24 protein-coding genes are annotated in these 21415 nt (G+C 69.5%); 16 read left to right on the forward strand and 8 right to left on the reverse strand.

All coding sequences use genetic code 11. The features are described from left to right. Positions 1 to 4: 4 nt before the first annotated feature. The 6 genes from WBA97_RS14465 (at position 5) to WBA97_RS14490 (ending at position 8613) form a co-directional block, all read left to right on the forward strand. Positions 5 to 2470: an RCC1 domain-containing protein gene (locus WBA97_RS14465; protein ID WP_424231305.1), complete on the forward strand. Its 2466-nt coding sequence runs from the start codon at positions 5 to 7 to the stop codon at positions 2468 to 2470. 288 nt (positions 2471 to 2758) lie between these two features. Further along, positions 2759 to 4675, forward strand: a complete 1917-nt coding sequence (locus WBA97_RS14470) for a glycosyltransferase (protein WP_424231306.1) — start codon at positions 2759 to 2761, stop codon at positions 4673 to 4675. A gap of 103 nt (positions 4676 to 4778) precedes the next feature. Then, the gene (locus tag WBA97_RS14475; RefSeq protein ID WP_424231307.1) at positions 4779 to 5384 is read left to right on the forward strand and encodes a class I SAM-dependent methyltransferase; all 606 of its coding nucleotides are present in this window, start codon (positions 4779 to 4781) and stop codon (positions 5382 to 5384) included. Positions 5385 to 5408: 24 nt separating this feature from the next. Then, positions 5409 to 7310, forward strand: coding sequence for a glycosyltransferase (locus WBA97_RS14480; protein ID WP_424231308.1), 1902 nt, complete (start codon positions 5409 to 5411; stop codon positions 7308 to 7310). Between the two features lie 128 nt (positions 7311 to 7438). Further along, positions 7439 to 8029 (forward strand): hypothetical protein, encoded by a 591-nt coding sequence (locus WBA97_RS14485; RefSeq protein WP_424231309.1) that lies wholly within the window; start codon positions 7439 to 7441, stop codon positions 8027 to 8029. Continuing rightward, complete coding sequence (locus WBA97_RS14490) at positions 8029 to 8613, forward strand: class F sortase (protein ID WP_424231310.1); 585 nt, start codon at positions 8029 to 8031, stop codon at positions 8611 to 8613. The genes WBA97_RS14485 and WBA97_RS14490 overlap by 1 nt, the downstream gene beginning before the upstream one ends. 73 nt (positions 8614 to 8686) lie before the next feature. Here WBA97_RS14490 and WBA97_RS14495 read toward each other — a convergent pair whose 3' ends face one another. Then, positions 8687 to 8890, reverse strand: a complete 204-nt coding sequence (locus WBA97_RS14495; protein ID WP_424231311.1) for a cold-shock protein — start codon at positions 8888 to 8890, stop codon at positions 8687 to 8689. Between the two features lie 217 nt (positions 8891 to 9107). Here WBA97_RS14495 and WBA97_RS14500 point away from each other — a divergent pair, with 217 nt between their 5' ends. Continuing rightward, entirely contained in the window at positions 9108 to 9455 is a 348-nt protein-coding gene (locus WBA97_RS14500) for a hypothetical protein (RefSeq protein WP_424231312.1), read from the forward strand. 16 nt (positions 9456 to 9471) lie between these two features. On the opposite strand, the gene WBA97_RS14505 is transcribed toward WBA97_RS14500, so the two are convergent. Together WBA97_RS14505 and WBA97_RS14510 are read right to left on the reverse strand one after the other, a co-directional pair. After that, a complete protein-coding gene (locus tag WBA97_RS14505; protein WP_424231313.1) occupies positions 9472 to 9942 on the reverse strand; it encodes a SixA phosphatase family protein in 471 nt (156 codons plus the stop codon). Between the two features lie 156 nt (positions 9943 to 10098). After that, a complete protein-coding gene (locus WBA97_RS14510; protein WP_424231314.1) occupies positions 10099 to 10923 on the reverse strand; it encodes an HAD family hydrolase in 825 nt (274 codons plus the stop codon). Between the two features lie 41 nt (positions 10924 to 10964). On the opposite strand from WBA97_RS14510, the gene WBA97_RS14515 reads away from it, so the two are divergent. The 5 genes from WBA97_RS14515 (at position 10965) to WBA97_RS14535 (ending at position 15397) form a co-directional block, all read left to right on the forward strand. Next, on the forward strand, positions 10965 to 11528 hold the full coding sequence (locus WBA97_RS14515) for a hypothetical protein (protein ID WP_424231315.1): 564 nt from the start codon (positions 10965 to 10967) through the stop codon (positions 11526 to 11528). A 14-nt stretch (positions 11529 to 11542) separates the two neighbouring features. Further along, entirely contained in the window at positions 11543 to 12427 is an 885-nt protein-coding gene (locus WBA97_RS14520) for an LLM class flavin-dependent oxidoreductase (RefSeq protein WP_424231316.1), read from the forward strand. A 225-nt stretch (positions 12428 to 12652) separates the two neighbouring features. After that, positions 12653 to 13867: a UDP-galactopyranose mutase gene (gene glf / locus WBA97_RS14525; RefSeq protein ID WP_424231317.1), complete on the forward strand. Its 1215-nt coding sequence runs from the start codon at positions 12653 to 12655 to the stop codon at positions 13865 to 13867. Continuing rightward, positions 13867 to 14439: a phosphatase PAP2 family protein gene (locus WBA97_RS14530; protein ID WP_424231318.1), complete on the forward strand. Its 573-nt coding sequence runs from the start codon at positions 13867 to 13869 to the stop codon at positions 14437 to 14439. Before glf ends, WBA97_RS14530 begins: the two co-directional genes overlap by 1 nt. Positions 14440 to 14461: 22 nt before the next feature. After that, positions 14462 to 15397 (forward strand): decaprenyl-phosphate phosphoribosyltransferase, encoded by a 936-nt coding sequence (locus WBA97_RS14535; protein WP_424231319.1) that lies wholly within the window; start codon positions 14462 to 14464, stop codon positions 15395 to 15397. Between the two features lie 160 nt (positions 15398 to 15557). Here the strand turns inward: WBA97_RS14535 and WBA97_RS14540 are convergent, their stop codons facing one another. Together WBA97_RS14540 and WBA97_RS14545 are read right to left on the reverse strand one after the other, a co-directional pair. After that, entirely contained in the window at positions 15558 to 15953 is a 396-nt protein-coding gene (locus WBA97_RS14540; protein ID WP_424231320.1) for a type II toxin-antitoxin system VapC family toxin, read from the reverse strand. Further along, positions 15950 to 16249, reverse strand: coding sequence for a type II toxin-antitoxin system Phd/YefM family antitoxin (locus tag WBA97_RS14545; RefSeq protein ID WP_424231321.1), 300 nt, complete (start codon positions 16247 to 16249; stop codon positions 15950 to 15952). The genes WBA97_RS14540 and WBA97_RS14545 overlap by 4 nt, the downstream gene beginning before the upstream one ends. A 135-nt stretch (positions 16250 to 16384) precedes the next feature. Here WBA97_RS14545 and WBA97_RS14550 point away from each other — a divergent pair, with 135 nt between their 5' ends. From WBA97_RS14550 to WBA97_RS14560, 3 genes are all read left to right on the forward strand, one after another. After that, positions 16385 to 16912 carry a helix-turn-helix domain-containing protein gene (locus tag WBA97_RS14550; protein WP_424231322.1) on the forward strand — a complete coding sequence of 176 codons (528 nt, stop codon included), beginning with the start codon at positions 16385 to 16387 and terminating at the stop codon, positions 16910 to 16912. Positions 16913 to 16936: 24 nt separating this feature from the next. Beyond that, positions 16937 to 17188 carry a hypothetical protein gene (locus tag WBA97_RS14555; protein WP_424231323.1) on the forward strand — a complete coding sequence of 84 codons (252 nt, stop codon included), beginning with the start codon at positions 16937 to 16939 and terminating at the stop codon, positions 17186 to 17188. A gap of 100 nt (positions 17189 to 17288) precedes the next feature. After that, positions 17289 to 17870 (forward strand): dihydrofolate reductase family protein, encoded by a 582-nt coding sequence (locus WBA97_RS14560; protein WP_424231324.1) that lies wholly within the window; start codon positions 17289 to 17291, stop codon positions 17868 to 17870. On the opposite strand, the gene WBA97_RS14565 is transcribed toward WBA97_RS14560, so the two are convergent. The 3 genes from WBA97_RS14565 to WBA97_RS14575 all read right to left on the reverse strand — a co-directional run bounded on the left by WBA97_RS14565 (position 17863) and on the right by WBA97_RS14575 (position 20919). Continuing rightward, on the reverse strand, positions 17863 to 18627 hold the full coding sequence (locus WBA97_RS14565; protein WP_424231325.1) for an SDR family NAD(P)-dependent oxidoreductase: 765 nt from the start codon (positions 18625 to 18627) through the stop codon (positions 17863 to 17865). The two genes, WBA97_RS14560 and WBA97_RS14565, sit on opposite strands and share 8 nt — an antisense overlap. Before the next feature lie 199 nt (positions 18628 to 18826). Further along, positions 18827 to 19582: a decaprenylphospho-beta-D-erythro-pentofuranosid-2-ulose 2-reductase gene (locus WBA97_RS14570; RefSeq protein ID WP_424231326.1), complete on the reverse strand. Its 756-nt coding sequence runs from the start codon at positions 19580 to 19582 to the stop codon at positions 18827 to 18829. Next, positions 19579 to 20919 (reverse strand): FAD-binding protein, encoded by a 1341-nt coding sequence (locus WBA97_RS14575; RefSeq protein WP_424231327.1) that lies wholly within the window; start codon positions 20917 to 20919, stop codon positions 19579 to 19581. Before WBA97_RS14575 ends, WBA97_RS14570 begins: the two co-directional genes overlap by 4 nt. A gap of 45 nt (positions 20920 to 20964) precedes the next feature. On the opposite strand from WBA97_RS14575, the gene WBA97_RS14580 reads away from it, so the two are divergent. Further along, positions 20965 to 21384, forward strand: a complete 420-nt coding sequence (locus tag WBA97_RS14580) for a GtrA family protein (RefSeq protein ID WP_424231328.1) — start codon at positions 20965 to 20967, stop codon at positions 21382 to 21384. Positions 21385 to 21415 lie beyond the last annotated feature (31 nt).

A 21415-nucleotide genomic window follows, 5' to 3' on the forward strand; every position in this document is an offset into this window, starting at 1 on the left:
GAACATGGTGAGACACAAGGGAAACCTGCTGCTGGTCTGCGTGGTCGCGGCCGCACTGCTCGGCGCACAGGGCACCACGGCGGTGGCCGCGCAGGAGCGGGTCGATCTCGGCGGGGCGGCCGCGCGGGGTGTCGCGCCCGTCGGCTTCGAGGACGCGCGCAGGACCCCGGTGACCGACGGCGCACCCGCCACGCGGCCGGGGGCGAGGACCGCCGCGACCCAGGCGACGGCGGTCGACGGCAGCGGCTCGGTGTACGTGCCGATGACCCCGGTCCGCGTGCTGGACACCCGGGCGGGCGCCCCGCTGGGGCCGGGTGCGTTCACGCTGCTGCCGCTGACGCACCACGTGCCGGCGGGCACGACCGCGGTCGTGCTGAACGTGACCGGTGTTTCCCCGACCCAGGGCACGTTCGTGACCGTGTGGCCCGCGGGCACCGACCGGCCCGAGGTGTCGAACCTCAACCTTCGTGCCCGTGAGACCAGGGCGAACGCGGCGACCGTCGCGCTGAACGGCCCGGTCCGGGACCTGTACGTCTACAACAACAGCGGCAGCACGAACGTGGTCGTCGACCTCGCCGGCTACTACACGGCGGGCACGGGCTCGAAGTTCACGGCGCGGTCGCCGTTGCGGGTGCTCGACACCCGTGGCGCGGGCGGCGCGCTCGGTGCCGGCGCGACCCGCGTCCTCGACCTGTCGTCCAGGGTGCCCGCGACCGCCACCGCGGTCACGTTCAACCTGACCGGCGCGTCCGCGACCGCGACCACGTTCGTCACGGCGTGGCCGGCGGGCGCCGCCCGCCCGACCGCGTCGACGCTCAACCTGGTGCCAGGGCAGGTCACGCCCAACCAGGTGACGGTCTCGCTCAGCGCGGACCGGAAGGTGGCGCTGTACAACCACGCGGGCAGCACGCACCTCGTCGCCGACCTGGCCGGCTACTACGCCACCGACCGAGGCGACCCGTACTACCAGCTGGCGCCGGTCCGCGTGGTCGACTCGCGCTACGGCGACCCGCTGCCCGCCGTGTCCAACGGCACGATCGCGCTGGACACGGACCTGCCCGCCTCGGCCTCCGCGGTCACGTTCAACCTGACCGGCACCGCGCCGTCCGCGTCGACGTACCTGACCGCGTACCCGACGGCATCGGCGCGCCCGAACGCCTCGAACCTCAACCTGGTTCCCGGCCAGACCGCCGCGAACCTGGTGACCGTTGCCCTCGGCAACCGCTCGGTCGACGTGTTCAACCTCGCGGGCAGCACGCACTTCCTGATGGACCTCGCGGGCTACTTCGCGCCAGCGCCCGCCGCGTGCGCCACGGGCTGTGTGCACAGCTGGGCGGACAACGCCGACGCCCAGCTGGGGGTCGGCACGACCGGCGGCTTCTCCACCGTTCCCGGCCGGGTCGACGGACTGTCCGGGGTGAAGGCGGTGACCGGCAGCTTCATCAACGGCTACGCGTTGCGCGGCAACGGCGAGGTGTGGGCATGGGGCAGCAACGACCTGGGCGGCCTCGGCAACGGCAGGGCCTACGGCTTGAACCCCGCGCCGGGCAGGGTCGGGGCACTGACCGCCGTCACGCAGATCGCGGCCGGTGTCTACAACGGCTACGCGCTGCGCGGCAACGGCGAGGTGTGGGCGTGGGGCTACAACGGTGACGGATCGCTGGGCGACGGCACCGTCAGCCCGCGCTACTCGCCGGTGCGGGTCAACACCCCGAGCGGCATCACGCAGGTCGCGGCTGGCTACACCACGGCGTACGCGCTGCGCAGCGACGGCACGGTGTGGGCGTGGGGTGCCAACGGCAGCTCGCTCGGCAACGGCATGTACGGCACCGGCTGCGACACCACACCGGTCGGCCCCGGCTGCCGCGCGGTCACGCCGATCCAGGTGCCCGGCCTGACCGGTGTCGCGTCGATCGCCGCCACCCGCAACGCCGCCTTCGCCGTCAAGTCCGACGGCACCGTCTGGACGTGGGGCTTCAACGCCCACGCCGAGCTGGGCATCGGCACCGTGGGTGGCCCGGCGTGCTTCGACAACCCGAGTGGCCAGGACTGCACCGTGCTCGCACCGGTCCAGATCCCCGGTCTCACCGGCGTCGCCGAGGTCGCGTCCGGCAGCATCAGGACGACCTACGCGATCAGGACCGACGGCACCGTCCTGTCCTGGGGCTGGAACGGCGAAGGCCAGCTCGGCAACGGCACCGACCCCGCCGAGTGCCTTGACCCGGCGACGCCCGACTGCGTCGGCACCACGCCCGGCCCGGTCAGCCTGCTGACCGGCGTCACCGAGGTGGCTGGCGGCGCGGGCTACGTGCTGGCGGTGCGTTCCGACGGCGTGGCCTACGGCTGGGGTAAGTCACCGCAGGGCCAGGTCGGCCACGTTGAGGTGAGCGCGGTGCCTGCTGCCGTCACCGGCCAGACCGGCGTCACGGCGGTCGGCAGCGGCGGCGGCACGTCCTACCTCGTCAAGTAACCGGGGAAGGACACGGCCATGCGTCGAGCGACGCCGCCGGTTGGCGCGCTGCCCCGCCGGGAGCACGGACCTCGCGCCGGGCTCTGCGCACGTCCGCGCGCTACGCTCGGCTCACACCGTGTGATCCAGGGGCGACGAGAGTCGCCCCTGCCGACCGCCTACCCGCGGTCATCGGCGCAGGTGACAGGTGGTCGATGGGCGTCAGTGTGCCATCGTGACCTAAAGGTAATCATGTGCGGCTGCACAGGTACGCTGGTCGGCCTGACGACCCTGGAGGACTGAACTCGAATGCTCGGCAGCACCCCGACCACGAGCGAGGCGTCGGCTCCGGACGAGCGGCTTGTGGAGCACGCGCCCAGCGGCCGTTTGGTCGCGCAGCGCGGACTGTTCCGCGGTCCCGACCCGGTCTGCCCTGACGACCTCTACGCACAGATCACCTTCGGCAACGCGGCGCGGGAGCGGCAGCGGCTGGTGGTGCACACCGGCGCCGAGGTGTCGATGGACACCTACTTCGGCCGTTTCCCGGCGAGCTACTGGCAGCGCTGGACCGTCGTGTCCGAGGTGCACGTCGAGGTGACCGTGTCCGGCTCCGGCCGGATCGCACTCGTCGCGTCCGACTCAAAGGGTGAGACCCGCACGGTCGCCGCGAAGGAGGTCACCGGTCAGCGAGGTGGTCAGGTCACGCTGCGCGCGGCGCTCAACCAGTACCTCGACGGCGGCTTCCTGTGGATGGAGTTCGCCGCGCCGGAGTCCGACCTGGTCGTCGAGCGGCTCCGCTGGACCGTCGAGGCACCGGAGCTGCTGCGCCCGACGGCCGTGGTGATCTGCACGTACAACCGGGCCGACGACTGCACGAAGACGCTCCAGTCGCTCGCCGCCGACGACGAGGCGCTCGAGGTGCTCGACGCCGTGTACGTGGTCGACCAGGGCACCGACACCGTCGCGTCGCGGGACGCGTTCCCGCAGATCGAGAAGGACCTCACGGGGCGGCTGCGCTACCTCCGCCAGCCGAACCTCGGTGGCGCCGGCGGCTTCGGCCGCGGCATGTACGAGGTCACCGAGCACGGCTCCGAGCACGCGAACGTGCTGCTGATGGACGACGACGTGCTGTGCGAGCCGGAGATCGCCGTGCGGCTCACCGCGTTCGCCAACCGCACCCCGGAGCCGACCATCGTCGGCGGCCAGATGCTGCGGCTGCTGCACCCCACGATCCTGCTGGCCGGCGCCGAGTACGCGAACTTCGCGCAGATGGTGCCGGGCAAGGTCGTGAAGGGTGCGCTCGACGACGTCGACCTGACGGCCGAGGCCGAGGACGAGGACGGCGTGCCGACCGGCAAGCCCAACCGGGGCGACCGCCGCGTCGACGCCGACTACAACGCGTGGTGGTCCTGCCTGATCCCGGCCGAGGTGATCGCCCGGATCGGGCTGCCGATGCCGCTGTTCTTCCAGTGGGACGACGTCGAGTACGGCTACCGCGCCCGCCACGCCGGGTTCGCGACCGTCACGCTGCCCGGCGCCGGGCTGTGGCACGCGGACTTCGACTGGAAGGACGCGGACAAGTGGAACGAGTACTTCGCGGTCCGCAACGCGATGATCGTGACGTCGCTGCACGCCGAGATCGACCCCAAGCAGACCGCGCGGGTTTTCGTGTCGCGGGTCAGCCGCTACCTGCTGTCGATGCAGTACGGCCTCGCGGCCACGCTGATCCAGGCCGTCGAGGACTTCCTCAAGGGGCCTGACTTCCTGCACGACGGTGGCGCGGCCGCCGCCAAGCAGATCCACGTCGTCCGCGCCGACTACCCGGACACGGTCATGCACCCGGCCAGCGAGATCCCCGGCCTGCCGGGTTCGGTGCCGATGGTCCAGGCCGGTCCCGTGCCGAGCAAGGCGCGGCTGGTGCTGATCAAGCGGCTCATCCACTTCGCGATGGGCAAGACCGTGCACCAGATCGGCGCGGTCACCCAGAAGGACGCCACGTGGTGGCACCTTTCGCAGTTCGACACGGTCGTCGTCACCGACGGCTCACAGGGCGGCGTGCGGGTCCGGCGCCGCGACCGTGAGGTGACGGTCAAGCTGGCCAAGCAGTGCGGCAGGCTCACCCGCCGCCTGATCAACGAGCTGCCCCGCCTGCGCGAGGAGTACCGCGCCGCGGCCCCCGACCTGACGAGCCGCGACAACTGGCGCCGCCTCTACAACCGCGACTGACGCGTGGCCACGCGGGTTCTGGGCGTAGGACCCGCGTGGTTACCATGCCCGTGCGTCCCAAAATCCTCGTTTCGCGCAACCCTATTCGGATAGGACTTTCGCCATGGCTTCCCTGGAATCGACCGAGGGCGAGGAGTACACCGACCGGCTCAAGCGGCTCGAGCTGCCGATGTGGAAGCGGGTCCTGGACGTCCAGGCTCCCTACCGGTGGAACATCCGCAGGCTGTTCGGTGACCGCGAGGTGCTCGACGTCGGCTGCGGCATCGGCCGCTGCCTCTCCCATCTCGCCCCGCGCGGGGTCGGCGTCGACCACAACAAGACCTCCGTCGAGGCGTGCCGCGAGCGCGGGCTGACCGCGTTCACCACGGACGAGTTCGCCGAGACCGAGTACGCGAAGCCGGGCCGCTTCGGCGGCATGCTCGCCGCCCACCTCGTCGAGCACATGCCGAGGGAGGACGCGATCAAGATCCTCTCCGGCTACCTCGAGTACCTGGCCGACGACGCGCGGCTGGTGCTGATCTGCCCGCAGGAGCGCGGCTACGCCAGCGACAGCACGCACGTCGCGTTCTCCGACTTCGACGCGTTGACGGACGTTGCCTACCAGCTGGGTTTCGAGAAGACCGACAGGCAGTCCTTCCCCCTGCCCAGGTTCGCGGGCAAGGCGTTCACCTACAACGAGTTCGTGCTGGTCGCCGACCGCACGTCCTAGTCCCCACACTGGAGGAGCAGAACCGTGGCCCAGCAGGCGACCGACCGCGCGGCTGACAGCGATCGCGTGCTGCAGCGCGTGATCCTGCCGAGGGATCGCGACCCGCTCGATGTCCGTCCGCTGTACCTCGACGAGCCGGACAACGTGCACAGCCATGTCGCGTCCCGCCGTGAGGTCGTCATCCCGGCGTCGGCCAGGGTCTCGTTCGCCTCCTACTTCAACGCCTTCCCGGCGAGCTACTGGAAGCGCTGGACGAAGATCTCCGACGTCACCCTGCGGCTGCGGGTGAAGGGCGCTGGCCGGATCGAGCTGTACCGCTCGAAGCCAAACGGCGACGTCGTCCACCTGACCGGCGCGCCGGTGCACGCGGAGAAGGACTGGGACACCTTCGAGTTCCGCACTACGCTCGCCCCGTTCGAGGACGGCGGCTGGCTGTGGTTCGACGTGTACACCGAGAACGTCGAGCTGACCGTCGGTGCGGCGGACTGGCTGTCCGACGAACCGCTGCCGATGAAGAAGCTCGCGGTCGGCACCACCACGTTCAACCGCCTCGACGACTGCGTGGAGTCGCTGCTCGCGCTTGGCGAGGACCCCGTGGTGCTCGACGTGATCGCCAAGGTCTACGTCGCAGACCAGGGCCCGAAGAAGATCGTCGACCACGCGCGGTACGGCGAGGTCAAGGCGGCCCTCGGCGAGCGCCTGAACGTCATCGCGCAGGGCAACCTCGGTGGTTCCGGCGGCTTCACCCGTGCGCTGTTCGAGTCGATCGAGCACACCAAGCCGGGCACCGTCGACCAGATCCTGCTGATGGACGACGACATCGCGCTTGAGCCGGACTCGATCCTGCGCTCCAACGCGTTCGCCCGCGCGGCGGCCAAGCCGGTGATCGTCGGCAGCCACATGCTGAACCTGCAGGCCAAGTCGCGCCTGCACACCATGGGCGAGATCGTCGACCTGGCCTCGTGCGTGTGGCGGCCGGCGCCGGGCGCGATCACCGACCACGACTTCGGCACCGGCTCGCTGCGGGAGACCCGTCCGCTGCACCGGCGTATCGACTCCACCTACAACGGCTGGTGGATGTGCCTGTTCCCGCGCGAGGTCGTGGAGAAGGTCGGCCTGCCGCTGCCGCTGTTCATCAAGTGTGACGACGCGGAGTACTCGCTGCGCGCGCTGGCGCATGACATCCCGACGGTGACCCTGCCGGGTTCCGCGGTGTGGCACGAGCCGTGGACCGACAAGAACGACACCAAGGACTGGACGGTCTACTTCCACCTGCGCAACCGGCTGATCATGGCCGCGCTGCACAGCCCGTACGACATGCGCAAGACGCTGCTCAAGCAGGGGGCGCGGTCCGCGGTCCGGCGGTTGCTGTCGATGGAGTACTCGACCGTCGCGCTGGAGCTCAAGGCACTCGACGACTTCATGGCCGGGCCGGACAAGCTGTTCGACAAGCTCGGCACCGCGCTGTCCGAGGTCCAGGCCGTCCGCAAGCAGTACACCGACGCGCAGTTCGCGCCGTCCGCGCGGGAGTTCCCGCCGCCGAGCTTCGACATGGTGCGCGCCGAGCAGATGATGCACCCGCCGGTCCACCCGGCGAAGATCGCGCTGCGGGCGGGCAAGGCGCTGGTGCACAACCTGCGCTCACCGAACCCGGACTCCGCGGACCGGCCGCAGGTCAACCTGTCCGCGAGCAGCGCGCCGTGGTTCCTGCTCGGCAACCTGGACAGCGCGACCGTCTCGAACCCGGACGGCAGCGGGGTGGCGTTCCGCCGCCGTGACCCGAAGGTGTTCCGCGAGCTGGCGGTGCGGGCGACGCAGACCTACAAGCGCCTGATCGCCGAGTGGCCCGCGCTGGTCGAGCAGTACAAGGCGGCGGTGCCGGAGCTGACCTCGACGGAGTCGTGGCGCAAGGTGTTCTCGGACTAGTGGCCGTCAGGAGAACGGGGTCGCTTCATGCGGCCCCGTTCTTTTTTTCGCACCGATGCAACCCATCCGACCCCGGGGCGTCTTCCTTGGCGTAGAAACAATGAGCACGCGGAGCTGAAAGCCCGCGATTGCATTTCCTGGGGGAGAAAATCATGAAGGCTCGGTTTGTTTTGGCATGCGTTGCTTCCGGACTCGCGCTGACGGCGTTCGGCGCGGGCAACGCGGCGGCGGCGGAGGCCGACGGGGCCGAGGAGCCGTACGCGGCGATCGGCGTCGACGACGACGTCATCGTTGCCGGGCAGGAGGTGCGGGTCGCCGCGAGTTGCCAGACCGAGGAATTCGTCGGTTCGAAAATCAGTTCCCCGGTCCTGACCGCACCCGATTTCGTGCGGGAAAAAGGAGCACCCGTGGACAATGTGCTCATGTCGATGGGGCGAATTCACGCCGACGCGAAGCCAGGCACCTATCCGATTTCTTTCATGTGCGTCGACCGGGAGGTGGCCGGTGAGTTCACCGTGGTCGCCGACAAGTTGCCCGAGCCGAAGCCGCAGGCCCAGGTCCAGGTGAAGCCCAAGGGCGCACCCGAGACCGGTTCGCTGGAGCAGGCGGCGCCCGCCGGGAACAGCGATGTCGGGGTGGTCGTCGGCGCGGGTGCGACGGCGCTGCTCCTCGCGGGTGGCGTTGGCGTGACGGCGTACCGCAGTCGCGGGCGGTCCTGATGACCCGGCTCGGTGCCGCGGCGGTGGCGGTCGTGCTCGCCGCCACCGCGCTGCTGACCGGCTGCGCGGTGCCCAACATCTCGGCGCCGCCGCTGGGCACGCCACCGCCGAGCACGACCGCGACCGCCAACTCGGCCGTCGCGGAGCCCGCCGGGATCGGCATCCCTCGGATCGACGTGACGTCCTCGCTGGTCGGGCTGGGGCTCGCCGCCGACGGCAGCGTCGAGGTGCCGCCGGTCGAGCAGCCGATGCAGGCCGGGTGGTTCACCGGATCCCCGAAGCCCGGTGAGCCAGGCCCCGCGGTGGTCCTCGGTCACGTCAACGGCGGTGGCCAGGCGGGCATCTTCGCCCGGCTGCACGAGCTGGCCGAAGGCGACGAGATCCGGATCAGGCGCACCGACGGCACCGTCGCGCGGTTCACCGTGACCCGGGTCGACCAGGTGCCGAAGGCGGACTTCCCGACCGAGGCGGTCTACGGCGACACCGAGGGCCCTGAGCTGCGGCTGATCACCTGCGGGGGCTCGTTCGACCGGGCCGCGCACAGCTACCGGGACAACGTGATCGTCTACGCGAAGCTTGCGTGACGGGGAGTACGGACACGAGAGAGGCCGCCAGGGTCAGACCCTGGCGGCCTCAATCATTCGCAACTTGGCGAGATCAGACGGCGCGCACGCCGGTGGCCTGCGGGCCCTTCTGGCCCTGGCCGATCTCGAACTCCACGCGCTGGTTCTCGTCCAGGCTGCGGAAGCCGCTGCCCTGAATCTCCGAGTAGTGAACGAAGACGTCAGCGCTACCGTCGTCCGGAGCGATGAAGCCGAAGCCCTTCTCGGAGTTGAACCACTTCACAGTTCCCTGTGTCACTGCATATCTCCTGATACTGCTGTGCAAGCCGCCGCGGTCGCGACAACCCTTGGCCGGTGCTGGGAGACGACTCGACTCGGAGAGTCAAACCGCTCGCCCGCAATGGGTTCGTGCACTGGCCACGCACCCATTACGACCATGGACAGTGAACCACAGGTAGCAGACTGAACGCACTAGAAGGGTTGCGGCTCTTCACGTGCTGGGAGACGCTCGTAACGTGAGCGAGCTCGCTAGTGACCAGCCCCGATCAATCGCACTGAATCTGGACGAGGCAGGCGTCTCCGTCGACCTCCCCAAGCCCTCCCACCAGGAGGACCAGGTCTACGGCGTCCCATACCGGCCCGTCGAGTTCCGCGACGACGATCTGCCGACCGCGCTCGAACGTTCCGCGGCGTGGCTCCGGCGAACACAGGAATGGCTGGGCGAACCGGTAGATGTCATCGCGATCCACCTGGACTACGACGACAGCGGCGACTGCCCGTACTACGACGTGAAGCTCCTCTGCAACGAGGAGGATCTCGCGGGCGCGCCGATCGCGCTGCGCGCGGCCAAGACGGTCGACTGATCCATGTCCCCCCTGGTCAGCCGCGCGGAGTCGCGTGGCTGACCAGGTTCGCGCTGCGTGCCCACACGTCGGGCCAGCCACCCTGCCACCCCAGGACCGCGATCGCCGAGGTCTTCAGCTCCACCGGCTCGGTGGTCAGTGCCCTGACCAGCTCGGACAGCCCCGGGTTGTGCCCGACCAGCGCGACCGTGCCCAGATCGTCGGACACCTCGTCCACCACCGACATCAGATCCTGGGGGCTTGCCGCGTACACCCGTTCGTCGTGCCGCACCTGCTTCGCGGTCAGCCCGGACCTGGTGAGGGTCTCGCGCGCACGCACGGCGGACGAGCAGATCACGAGGTCGACGGCGCCGACGTGCTCGGCCACCCACGGCCCGATCAGCGGCGCCTCGCGCTGCCCGCGCGGGTTGAGTGGCCGCTGGTCGTCGGGCAGATCGTTGGTCCAGTCGGACTTGGCATGCCGGATGACAACCAGAACTCGGTCCATACCCCGATGTTATGCACGTCCGCCTCCCCGGAATTCAAAGTGTTGGTTCGACCCAGCGCATCCTCGGACCCGCAGGCGGTTGGTGGCTGGGTGCCGTCACGTTCCCCTGAGGTCACTGTTGGTCAGGCCCAGACCCGCACAAAGATCCATGGGAGGCTAGAACCAGCGCTCCAGCACCTGTGCCACGCCGTCCTCGGAGTTGGGGGCGGTCACCTCGTCGGCGACGGCCAGCAGGTCGTCGTGCGCGTTGGCCATCGCGACGCCGTGCCCTGCCCAGCCGACCATCGGCACGTCGTTGGGCATGTCGCCGAACGCGATCACCCGTTCCTGGTCAACGGCCAGTTTCCTGCACACCCATTCGAGCCCGGACGCCTTGGTCACGCCGCTCGCGGAGATCTCGATCAGCCCGCTGTTGGACGAGTAGGTGACCTCGAGGTCCATGTCCGAGGTCACGGCGGTCACGGCCTCGGCCATCTGCCCGCTGGTCATGCCGCCGTGCCGCAGGAGCAGCTTCGTGGCCGGTTTGCCGACCACCTCGGCCCTCGGTGCGAGGTCCGGCGAGTCGGTCTCGCCCTCCGGGAGGCCCCACGGGTTCAGGAACCCGGGTTCGATCGCGAACGGCTGAGGCTGGTCCCGGCCGAGCGCGGTCCGCTCGGCCGCGATCCTGGCCTCCGGCAGGGCGGACTCGACGGCCCGCACCACGTCCTGGAGCTGTAGCGGCGTCAGGTCCCGCACGTGCAGGACCTCGTCGTTGCCGATGTCGTAGACGACCCCGCCGTTCGCGCACACCGCGTACCCGGTCAGCCCGGCGGCCTCCGCGACCCGCGGGATCCATCGGGGTGGCCTACCGGTGACCAGCACGAACGGGATGTCGGCCGCGAGTACGCGGGAGATCACCCGTCCGGTGCGGGCGGTGATGCGCTCGGCCGGGTCCAGCAGGGTGCCATCCACGTCGGAGGCCACGAGATCGGGTCGGTGCACAACACCATCTTCCCTGGCCCGAATGGACTACGGTGCGTTTCGTGAGCTACCCACCACAGGGTTACGGACCGCAGGGCATTCAGCCGTACGGGCCGCCGCCACCCGGTTACGGACCGTATGGGTATGGGCCGCCCAGTCCCGCACTGGGTTACCTCACCGCGATCGCGTTCATCATCTGCGGTGCGCTCGCGCTCCTGCTCGCGATCGTCGGCTGGGACGGCTCGGCCGACAACGGGTCGATGATCGCCGGCCTCGTGGGGGTCGCGTTCACCGAGGACCTCACCGGCAACGTGGACTTCGCGATCTCGGCGACCATGTCGGTCGCGTGCTCGTCGATCGTGTTCGGCCTGGTCATGTTCGCGCGCCTGGAGTTCGTGCGCTGGATCCTCGCGGTCATCGGCGCGCTGATGACCGCGTACTACCTGTACGCGATCATCTGGATCCTCTCCAACGACGGCGGCGAGTTCATCGCCATGGCGCTGGTGTCGTGGGTCCTGTGGCTCGGCGCGACCGTGGTCGCCGTGCTGCCCGCGACGGGCCGCGCCATGCGTAAGCGCGGGCCTCGGCCGTATCCGCCGCAGCCCGGGTACCCGCGGCAGTACTGAGCTACCGTGCGGATGTGCGCTTCGGCATCCTGATCCTGCCCGAGTACCGATGGCCGCTGGCCGAACAGAAGTGGCGTGCGGCCGAGTCGTACGGCTTCGACCACGCCTGGACCTACGACCACATCGGCTGGCGCTCGCTCGTCGACGGCCCGTGGTTCGACGCGGTGCCGACGCTGACCGCCGCGGCCATGGTGACCACGCGGATCCGCCTCGGCACGCTGGTCGCGTCGCCCAACTTCCGGCACCCGGTGCCGTTCGCGCGAAGCCTGCTCTCGCTCGACGACATCTCGGGCGGGCGGTTGCTGGTCGGTGTCGGCGCGGGCGCCCTGGCCGGGTACGACAACGTCGTCATGGGCGGCGAGGGGCTCGGGCCACGAGAGCGCGTCGACCGGTTCGGCGAGTTCGTCGAGCAGCTCGACTCGCTGCTGACCGCCGAGCGCACGTCGATCGGCGGCGAGTACTACACGTCGGTCGAGGCCCGTTCAGCGCCCGGCTGCGCACAGCAACCACGCGCGCCGTTCGTGGTGGCGGGCAACGGTCCCCGCTCGATGCGGATCGCCGCCCGGTTCGGGCAGGCCTGGCTGACCACCGGCAAGGGCGGGGACAGCGTCGACGAGTGGTGGGCGGGTGTCGCCGAACTGGCGGCGAAGTTCACCGACATCCCGGGCAGCGATGGCAAGGACCGCTACCTGAGCCTGGACTCCGCGCCGGTGCTCTCCCTGTCGAGCGTGGCGTACTTCCGGGAGGCGGCGGGCCGCGCCGCCGAGCTCGGCTTCACCGACGTCGTCAGCCACTGGCCACGCGAGGACGGCGTCTACGCGGCCCGCGTCGACACGTTGGAAGCCGTCGCGGCCACCGTCCTGCCGGAGCTGCGGACCGCGCCTCACATGCGCGGTTGACGAGTGTCCGGAACGTGACCCACGGCACGGGAACGTACGGGGGCCCCAGCGCGTCATTACTAGCGAGGCGAGAGCCGGAGTAGGGAATGCCAGGGGTGAGGACCCTCGTATCGGGGAGATGCGGGGGTCTTCGGCGTTCCGGGGGTCGTGGCCCGAGCCGCACGCGGCGTGACCAACCGACCTCGGCTGCGTTGTGCGCCGCCTACGCAGGTAGCCTGAGTCGCCGTGAGCGTCCCAGCAGACAACTCTGACAACTACACCGGCTACGACCTCGTCATCGTCGGCTCCGGCTTCTTCGGTCTGACCGTCGCGGAGCGGGTCGCGACCCAGCTGAACAAGCGGGTCCTCGTGCTGGAGCGCAGGTCGCACCTTGGCGGCAACGCGTACTCCGAGCCGGAGCCCGAGACGGGTATCGAGGTGCACAAGTACGGTGCGCACCTCTTCCACACCTCGAACAAGCGCGTGTGGGAGTACGTGAACCAGTTCACCGAGTTCACGAACTACCAGCACCGCGTGTTCGCCAGGGTCTCCGACCAGGTCTACTCGTTCCCGATGAACCTGGGTCTCATCAACCAGTTCTTCGGCAAGTCGCACACCCCGGACGAGGCGCGCGAGCTGATCGCCAAGCAGGCCGCCGAATACCGGACCGAGGACGCGCAGAACCTCGAGGAGAAGGCCATCTCGCTGGTCGGCCGCCCCCTCTACGAGGCGTTCATCAAGGGGTACACGGCCAAGCAGTGGGAGAACGACCCCAAGGAGCTTGGCGCCAACATCATCACGCGCCTGCCGGTCCGGTACACGTTCGACAACCGGTACTTCAACGACACCTACGAGGGCCTGCCCCTCAACGGCTACACGGCGTGGCTCGAGAAGATGGCCGAGCACGAGAACATCGAGGTCCGGGTCAACGTCGACTACTTCGACGTGCGTGACCGGATCCCGGCGGGCACCCCGACCGTCTACACGGGTCCGCTCGACCGCTACTTCGACTACTCCGCGGGCCGGTTCACCTGGCGCACCGTCGACTTCGAGTCCGAGGTCGTGCCGACGGGTGACTTCCAGGGCACCTCCGTCGTCAACTACAACGACCAAGAGGTCCCGTACACCCGGATCATCGAGTTCCGGCACTTCCACCCGGAACGCAAGCACTACCCGGCCGACAAGACGGTCGTCTTCCGCGAGTTCTCCCGCTTCGCGAAGGACGACGACGAGCCGTACTACCCGATCAACACCCCGGAGAACCGCGACAAGCTCGAGCGGTACCGGGAGCTGGCCGCGGTGGAGGCCAAGGAGCGCAACGTCATCTTCGGTGGTCGCCTCGGCACGTACAAGTACCTCGACATGCACATGGCCATCGGGTCGGCGCTGTCGGTGTTCGACAACAAGGTGGCGCCGCACCTGTCCGATGGCGCGCCGCTCGACGGTTCACTGGAAGGCTGATGACGACCACCGCTCCGGCTCGCCTGCGCGTAGTCGAACCCGGCACCCCGCCTCCAGAGCCGGAGCGGTCGGCCGAGATCAGGGCGCTCGCCGCGGTCCAGCGCACGATCGGCAAGCCGCCGGTCGTGCGTGCCGCGGCCAGAGGGCTGTCCCTGTTCGGTGAGCACGCCGCGGGCTGGTTCGCGCTCGGCCTGGTCGGTGCGGCGCTCGATCGTGGCCGCCGCAAGGACTGGCTCACGGGCGCGGCCGGGGTCGTGGCCGCGCACGCGGCGTCGATCGCGGTGAAGCGGGTCGTGCGCCGCCAGCGGCCGATCGACGAGTCGGTCGAGGTGCTGGTCAAGACGCCAAGCTCGCTGTCGTTCCCGTCGTCGCACGCGACGTCCACGACGGCCGCCGCGGTCGTGTACTCGGGCCTGACCGGCCGCAACCTGGTCCCCGCGCTGGTGCCGCCGATGCTGGTGTCCAGGCTGGTGCTCGGCGTGCACTACCCGAGCGACGTCATCGCGGGCGCCACCCTGGGCGCGGTCGTCGGCGGCATGGTCCGCCGCGTGCTCAGGAAGCGCGCCCGATGAGCGGAGCCTGCGAGGGGGAGTCGTGAGCAGCACGGCGGAGAGCGACACCTCGGTGTCCTCTCCCGGCGCCCCGCGCGGCGGGCTCGTGCGGGGCGTGATCCGCACGGCCCGGCCGCGCCAGTGGGTGAAGAACGTCCTGGTGCTGGCGGCGCCGTTCGCCGCGTACGCCGCGAACCCGGTGTTCCGGATGGACGTGGTCATCGACGCGGGCATCGCGTTCGTCGCGTTCTGCCTGGTCGCGTCCGCGGTGTACCTCATCAACGACGCGATCGACGTCGAGGCCGACCGGGCGCACCCGACCAAGCGCAACCGGCCGATCGCGGCCGGGATCGTGCCGGTGCGGGTGGCGTACGCGCTGTCGGTGTTCCTGTTCCTGGCGTCGTTCGCGGTGTCGCTGGTGTCGAGCTGGCGGCTGCTGGTGGTCATCGGTGTGTACGCGGCCGTGCAGGTCGGCTACTGCCTTGGCCTGAAGCACCAGCCGGTGATCGACCTGTGCATCGTCGCGTCGGGCTTCCTGCTGCGGGCCATCGCCGGTGGCGCCGCCGCCGGGCTGCCGCTGTCGCAGTGGTTCCTGCTGGTCACGGCGTTCGGTTCGCTGTTCATGGTGGCGGGCAAGCGGTACGCGGAGATCGTGCTGTTTGAGCGCACGGGCGCGAAGATCCGCGCGTCGCTGTCGAAGTACTCGGCGAGCTACCTGCGGTTCGTGTGGGCGACGTCCGCGGCCATCATGATCATGACCTATGCGCTGTGGGCGTTCGAGATCCGCCAGCGCACCGGCACCAACTCGGTGTGGGCGGTCATCTCGATCGTGCCGATGGTCGTCGCGGTGCTGCGCTACGCGGTCGACGTGGACGGCGGCAACGCGGGTGAGCCGGAGGAGATCGCCCTGCGTGACCGGGTTCTGCAGGTCCTCGGCGTGTCCTGGGTCGTGTGCGTGGCCCTGTCGGCGTTTCTCTAGTGTCCCGAACCGGGAATGCGGTGCGTGAGTCGGTGGATCCAGGGTTCTGCTGGCAAGGCGCCGATCCTCTCTCGTACCGGGTTGTACTTGGGTGGATCGGCAACGCCGCCAGAGGGAGGCTGGGCCGCCGAATTATGTGCCAGATTTCCGGTTCGGGACACTAGCTCGCGCCAGGGGATATCACGGGCAGGTTGGTGAGCAGAGCGGCGTCCCGCAGGCGTTTGTCGTAGGTGACGAACGCGGTCAGCACGTCACTCATCGAGAAGGCGGCCGCCAGGTGCAGCGCGTCGAGCGTGCGCAGCGCGGGCGGCCCGATGTTCTCCGCGACGTCCACGAGCCAGCCGCTCAGCGGGATGGACGGAAGGTCGGCGAGCAGCAACTCGGCCGACGCGACACCCTCGGGTGCGATACGCCGGCACACGCGGAGCAACTCGACCCGCCCGATCACGCTGGTCGCGACGGTGTCCTGCTGTAACAACAGCCAGTGCTCGAGCGCGCTGGACTCAGCCTCCTCGATGACCAGCTTGATCAGCGCGGACGTGTCGAGACAGATCACTGCCGGTCCGCGCGCATGTCGTCGAGGACCTCACCGCTCGACGGGCTCCCCGGCGACGGCAGCACGCGCCTCGGCAGCCGGATGCTGCTGCTGCCGCTGCGCGACGGCAACAGCTTGCCCTCGGCGATGAGCCGTTCCGTCCCGTCCCCACTCGGCCTCGGCACGATCATGGCGATCGTCCTCCCGTTCTTGGTGACCTCGACCGTCGCGCCGAGCTCCACCCTGTCCAGTACGTCCTTGAGGTTGTCACGCAGTTCCCGAATGCCGACCCGTGCCAAATCCCCATCGATGACCATGGGAGAAGTGTACATAAGAATGTACAGACGTGTCCCATGGTTACTGGGTTGCCCCATGGGAGAGGTCGCCCACCCGTCGAGCAGCTAGACGAACAAAACGAAAGATGTTACGTTTTGTTCGTCTAGGAGGTTGTCATGGGTGTGTCAGTGCGGCAGGAAACCTATCTGCCGGATGTCGACGAGGAGCAGGTCGCGCAGGTACACGATTTCCTGACGGCGCATCAGGAAACGGGACGTGGGCGGCCCGACGTGCCGTACTTCCTCAGCGGGAAGGACCCGGGCGACCGTGTGGAACTTCCTGAGGAGCTGTACCGGGTGCTGCGGAAAGTCGTCCAGGTGTTGCAGGCTGGGCTCGCCGTCACGATCGCACCGGCCACGCAGACCTTGACGACCCAGCAGGCCGCGGAGTTGCTCGGCGTCAGCAGGCCGACCGTGGTCCGGCTGATCGATGAGGGTCACCTCCCGCACGAGAAGGTCGGCAGCCATCGGCGCATTCAGCTTCGGGACCTGCTTGCCTACCGGGACGAGCGAAGGACCGCGCAGTACCTCGTGCTCGAGGCCACCGCTGTGGACGTCGATGACGATCTCGGCGACACCCTCCGGAACCTCCGTGCGGCCCGTCGAGAGGTAGCCAAGCGGCACCGCGGTGAGCCTGCTGGCTGATCCTGGTCCTGTCAGGATGTCGGGATGTTCACGGCTCTCCTCGACACGTGCGTCCTCTGGCCCAGCCTGCAGCGTGACTTCCTGCTGTCGCTGGCTGTGGCCGCGATCCAGGCAATCGTGGCCAGATCGGGCCGGATCGGCCCTCGGCGCAGCGCCGAGGAGGTTCTGGATGTTCTCGCTGTTCGCTATGGCATGGAACGGACCGTGGAGCTGATTCGCCCGTTCATCACCGGCTCTAGCGGAGGAAGGCGGTCCAGCTATCGGCTGGGAAGGTGAGGACGGGGCCGTCGGTGTTCGCCGCTCGGCGAGATGCACATCGACTGGCTCGGCGAGGACTGACGTGTCGAAGTGACCGCGCGTTGTTCGACGCGTGAGCATGACCAGAACACTGATCGCATCCGTGAACGTGTCCATCGACGGTTTCAGCGCTGGTCCCGGCGATGACATGAGCTGGCTCGGGCCGCACATCGCCGCGCTGGCCCCAGTGTTCGAGGGGCTGTGGCGCGGCGCCGACACCGCGGTCATCGGCCGCACGAACTTCGTCGGCTTCGAGGCCTACTGGCCCGCCGTCGCCGCCGACCCCGCCGCCGACCCCGGCGCCGACCCCAGGGACGCCGACCTTGCCCGCTGGCTCGACGACGTGGAGAAGGTCGTGGTCTCCCGGACTCTCGAGACCACCACGTGGCGCAACTCCCGCGTCGCCCGCGACCTGCTCGGCGAGGTGCGTGCGCTGAAGGAGGCACCCGGCCGCGACATCATGGTGCTCAACAGCGCCAGCGTCATCCGGCAGCTGCTGGCCGCCGGGCTGGTCGACGACCTGCGGGTCAACCTCATGCCGGAGATCGTCGGCGGCGGCCTGCGCCTGTTCGACAGCGTGCCGCGCTCGTCGTGGACCCTCGCGGGGAGCGCGACGAGCGGGGTGGGCACGGTCTCGCTGCGGTACGTGCCGGTCAGCTGAACATCCCGCCGGTCACGTTCACGAACGTGCCGGTGATGCCGCGGGCGTGGTCGGAGGCGAGGAACGCCACCGTCTCCGCCACCTCCGCGAGCCGGGGCGAGCGCTTCGTCATGCGCAGGGAGTCCAGGTGGTTCAGGACGCCCTGCAGCGCCTCCGGAGTGCCCAGGTCCGGGTTGACGGCGCCAAGCGCCTCCGCGGACAGCGTCTCCGGGATGCCGGCGACCCACACGCCCACCACGCGCACCCCGCTTGGGCCGGTCTCGATCGCCAGGTTGCGGACCAGCGAGTCGATCGTGGCGTCGGCCGGGCCGGTGCCGCCCATCATCGGGCTGCCAGCGTGGCCGGAGCCGCTGTTCAGCGCCACGATCACGCCGCTGCCCTGAGCCGCCATCAGCCGCGCGGCGGTGCGGGCGGTGATGAAGCCCGCGCGTGCCGCGTTCGTGACCGGCGCGACGAAGTCCTCGACGGGCAGCGAGGTCAGCGGCGTGCCCTGGACGTCACCGCGTGCGATGACGGTCAGCGAGATGTCCAGGCTGCCGAACCGCGCCACCACCGACTCGGCGTGCTCGACCACGGCCGCCTCGTCGACCGCGTCGACGACCGCGACCTCGGCGTTCTCGATCCCGGCGGCCGCCGCCTTGAGCCGCTCCAGGGTCCGGCCCAGCAGGTGGACCCGCACGCCCTGCTTCGCCAGGACCGCCGCCACCGCCGAGCCGATCGCGCCGCCGCCGCCGTAGATCACCGCGTTCTTCGTCATTCCCGTCTCCTTCGGATCGTGGTGTCAGTAAGGACGCTGGTTCGGCATGTCGGTCACGCTCAGTGAACCGCTGGCCCGGGAGAGGGGTGTCGCCGCGACGGCTCCGAGAGTACGCTGAGTAATTACTTGCGAACTGCAAGTTGCGGAACGGGCCGTCCACCGGAGTGCGGCGAACTGCCGGTGGACGACCCTGTGCGCGTCAGATCGGCAGGCGGCGGAAGATCGGCCTCGGGATGTGGCGCATGATCGAGAGCAGCACGCGCAGCGGCGGGGACGCCCACACCAGCTCCTTGCGCTTGGCCACCGCGCTGACGACCACGTCCGCCACCTGGTCGGCCGTCGCCGACAGCGGCGCGGGCTTCATGCCCTCGGTCATCTTCGTGTGCACGAACCCTGGCCGGACCACCGTGACCGTGATGCCCTCGCCCCGCAGCGCCTCGCCAAGACCGAGGTAGAAGCCGTCCATGCCGGCCTTCGTCGAGCCGTACACGAAGTTCGAGCGCCGCACCCGCTCGCCGGCGACCGACGACAGCGCGACCACCCTGCCGTGTCCCTGCCTGCGCAGCCGCTCCGCGAGCAGCACGCCGACCGACACCGGCGCGGTGTAGTTGACCTGCGCCAGCTCGACCGCGCGTGCGTGGTCCTGCCAGGCCTGCTCCGCGTCGCCGAGCAGGCCGAACGCGACCACCGTGACGTCGATGTCGCCATCGCCGAACGCCTTGTCCAGCACGGCGGCGTGCGCGTCGAAGTCCAGCGCGTCGAACTCCACAGTGGACACCAGTGCGCCGGCATCGGTCAGCTGTTCCGCTGCCTTGTCGAGGCGCTCGGACAGACGGCCTGCGAGCACGACCCGCAGCGGGCGGCGCTTCGCGTACTTCATGGCGATCGCGAGGCCGATCTCCGAGGTGCCACCCAGCAGCAGCAGCGACTGGGGGTTTCCCACCGCATCAATCACAGCAGTTCCAACCTTCTCGACATGTCCGATGCGAACTTTCCTTGCGGATCGACGGCCGCGCGGATCTTGCGCCACTCGTCGAGGCGCGGGTAGCCACGCCTGATGGCCTCTGGCGTCGCTCGGGACTCCTTCGCCAGGTAGTGCCGCCCGCCCGCGGCGAGCACCAGCTCGTCCAGCTCCTCGCACAGCTCGTGCACGCCGCCGCGGACCGGCAGGTCGATGCACAACGTCCAGCCCTTCATCGGGAAGGAGAGCGGTGCGCGGTTGCCCTCGCCGAAGCGCTTGAGCACGTTCAGCACGGAGACCTGCCCGGTTTCGGACATGCGCCGGACCGTGTGGCGGATGACGTCCTCCGCGCCGAACGGGACCACGTACTGGTACTGCAGGAACCCCTGCGGCCCGTAGCCGCGGTTCCACTCGCCGACGATGTCCAGCGGGTGCAGGAACTGCGTGATGTTCTGGACCGCGCCCTTCCTCGTCGGGGACTTGCGGTACCAGAGTTCGCTGAAGATCCGGCCGGTCAGCTTGTTGAGCATCCCGGGCGGGAAGACGTCGGGGACGGTCAGCAGCTGCGGCGCGTCGAACTTGAGCGGGTTCCCCCGGCGCTTCTCCGGCAGGTCCTCGATCGTCGCGTGGTTGGCGCGGGTGAGGGTCCCGCGCCCGAGATGCGGCCCGGTGGTGACGGCGTCGAACCAGGAGACCGACTCGACGTAGGACTCGTCGTCGACGCTCTGGCGCGCCATCAGCTCGTCGAGGCCGCCGATCTGCTCGGTGTCGACGAGGAAGTACGCCGTCTCGACGTGGTTGAGGTGCAGGGTCGCCCTGAGCACGATCCCGGTGAGCCCCATGCCGCCGACGGTGGCCCAGAACAGGTCGTCGTCGGGGGTCAGGGTGGCGATCTCGCCGTCGGCGGTGAGCAGGTCCAGCGAGCGGACGTGGTCGCCGAAGCTGCCCTCGACGTGGTGCGCCTTGCCGTGGATGTCGCTACCGATCGCGCCGCCCACCGTGACCTGCCTGGTACCCGGGAGTACCGGGAGCCACAGGCCGAAGGGGAGCAGTGCGCGCATCAGGGTGTCGAGCGAGACCCCCGCGTCGACCTCGACCGTGCCCGCCTCGGCGTCCACCCGGTGGATGCGGTGCAGCGCGGTCATGTCGATGACGGTGCCGCCCGCGTTCTGCGCCGGATCGCCGTAGCTGCGGCCGAGGCCGCGGGCGATCACCCCTCGGGGGCCTGCGTGCTTCACGGCGTCGGCGATGGCGTGCACGTCGTCCGTCCGGACCACCCGCGCGCTCGTGGGGGCGGTGCGGCCCCAGCCTGTGAGCTTTTCTGGCTTCACCGCACCGAGGGTAACCGGGTGTCCGGGGGCTCCTACACTGGCTCCGTGACTGCCGTGGACGCATCCCCGCGACTGGTGAGCCAGCTCGTGCGGTTCGTGCTGATCGGTGGATTCTGCGCGCTGGTGGACTTCGGGGTCTATCAGGCGTTGCTGGCGCTCGATCTCTGGGTTCACCTGGCCAAGGCGCTGAGCTTCGTCGCCGGGACCACCACCGCGTTCTTCCTGAACCGGCGGTTCACCTTCGCCGCCGGGCGGGGTGGGGCCGGGCAGGTCGGTGGGTTCGCCCTGCTCTACACGGTGACGTTCTTCGTGAACGTCGGCATCAACGCGTTGATGCTGCACCTTCTCCCGTCGTCGTTCGGGTGGCGGATCACGCTGGCCTGGGTGGTCGCGCAGGGGACCGCCACGGTGATCAACTTCGTGATGCTCCGCACCGTGGTCTTCCGCACCCGGCACACGCCCTGAAGGGCACCCCGGGCAGGGTCCCTTCAGGGGC

It is taken from the genome of Actinophytocola sp. (genome assembly GCF_049647105.1).
In the GTDB taxonomy this organism is placed as follows: Bacteria; Actinomycetota; Actinomycetes; order Mycobacteriales; family Pseudonocardiaceae; genus Actinophytocola.

What these genes read in the sequence shown, in the direction of transcription:
- WBA97_RS14555 (WP_424231323.1), top strand. Translation starts at nt 16,937, where the DNA reads ATGTTCACGGCTCTCCTCGACACGTGCGTCCTCTGGCCCAGCCTGCAG.
- WBA97_RS14565 (WP_424231325.1), bottom strand. Translation starts at nt 18,627, where the DNA reads ATGACGAAGAACGCGGTGATCTACGGCGGCGGCGGCGCGATCGGCTCG.
- WBA97_RS14470 (WP_424231306.1), top strand. Translation starts at nt 2,759, where the DNA reads ATGCTCGGCAGCACCCCGACCACGAGCGAGGCGTCGGCTCCGGACGAG.
- WBA97_RS14545 (WP_424231321.1), bottom strand. Translation starts at nt 16,249, where the DNA reads ATGGTCATCGATGGGGATTTGGCACGGGTCGGCATTCGGGAACTGCGT.
- WBA97_RS14530 (WP_424231318.1), top strand. Translation starts at nt 13,867, where the DNA reads ATGACGACCACCGCTCCGGCTCGCCTGCGCGTAGTCGAACCCGGCACC.
- WBA97_RS14490 (WP_424231310.1), top strand. Translation starts at nt 8,029, where the DNA reads ATGACCCGGCTCGGTGCCGCGGCGGTGGCGGTCGTGCTCGCCGCCACC.
- WBA97_RS14560 (WP_424231324.1), top strand. Translation starts at nt 17,289, where the DNA reads ATGACCAGAACACTGATCGCATCCGTGAACGTGTCCATCGACGGTTTC.
- WBA97_RS14550 (WP_424231322.1), top strand. Translation starts at nt 16,385, where the DNA reads ATGGGTGTGTCAGTGCGGCAGGAAACCTATCTGCCGGATGTCGACGAG.
- WBA97_RS14505 (WP_424231313.1), bottom strand. Translation starts at nt 9,942, where the DNA reads ATGGACCGAGTTCTGGTTGTCATCCGGCATGCCAAGTCCGACTGGACC.
- WBA97_RS14475 (WP_424231307.1), top strand. Translation starts at nt 4,779, where the DNA reads ATGGCTTCCCTGGAATCGACCGAGGGCGAGGAGTACACCGACCGGCTC.
- WBA97_RS14465 (WP_424231305.1), top strand. Translation starts at nt 5, where the DNA reads ATGGTGAGACACAAGGGAAACCTGCTGCTGGTCTGCGTGGTCGCGGCC.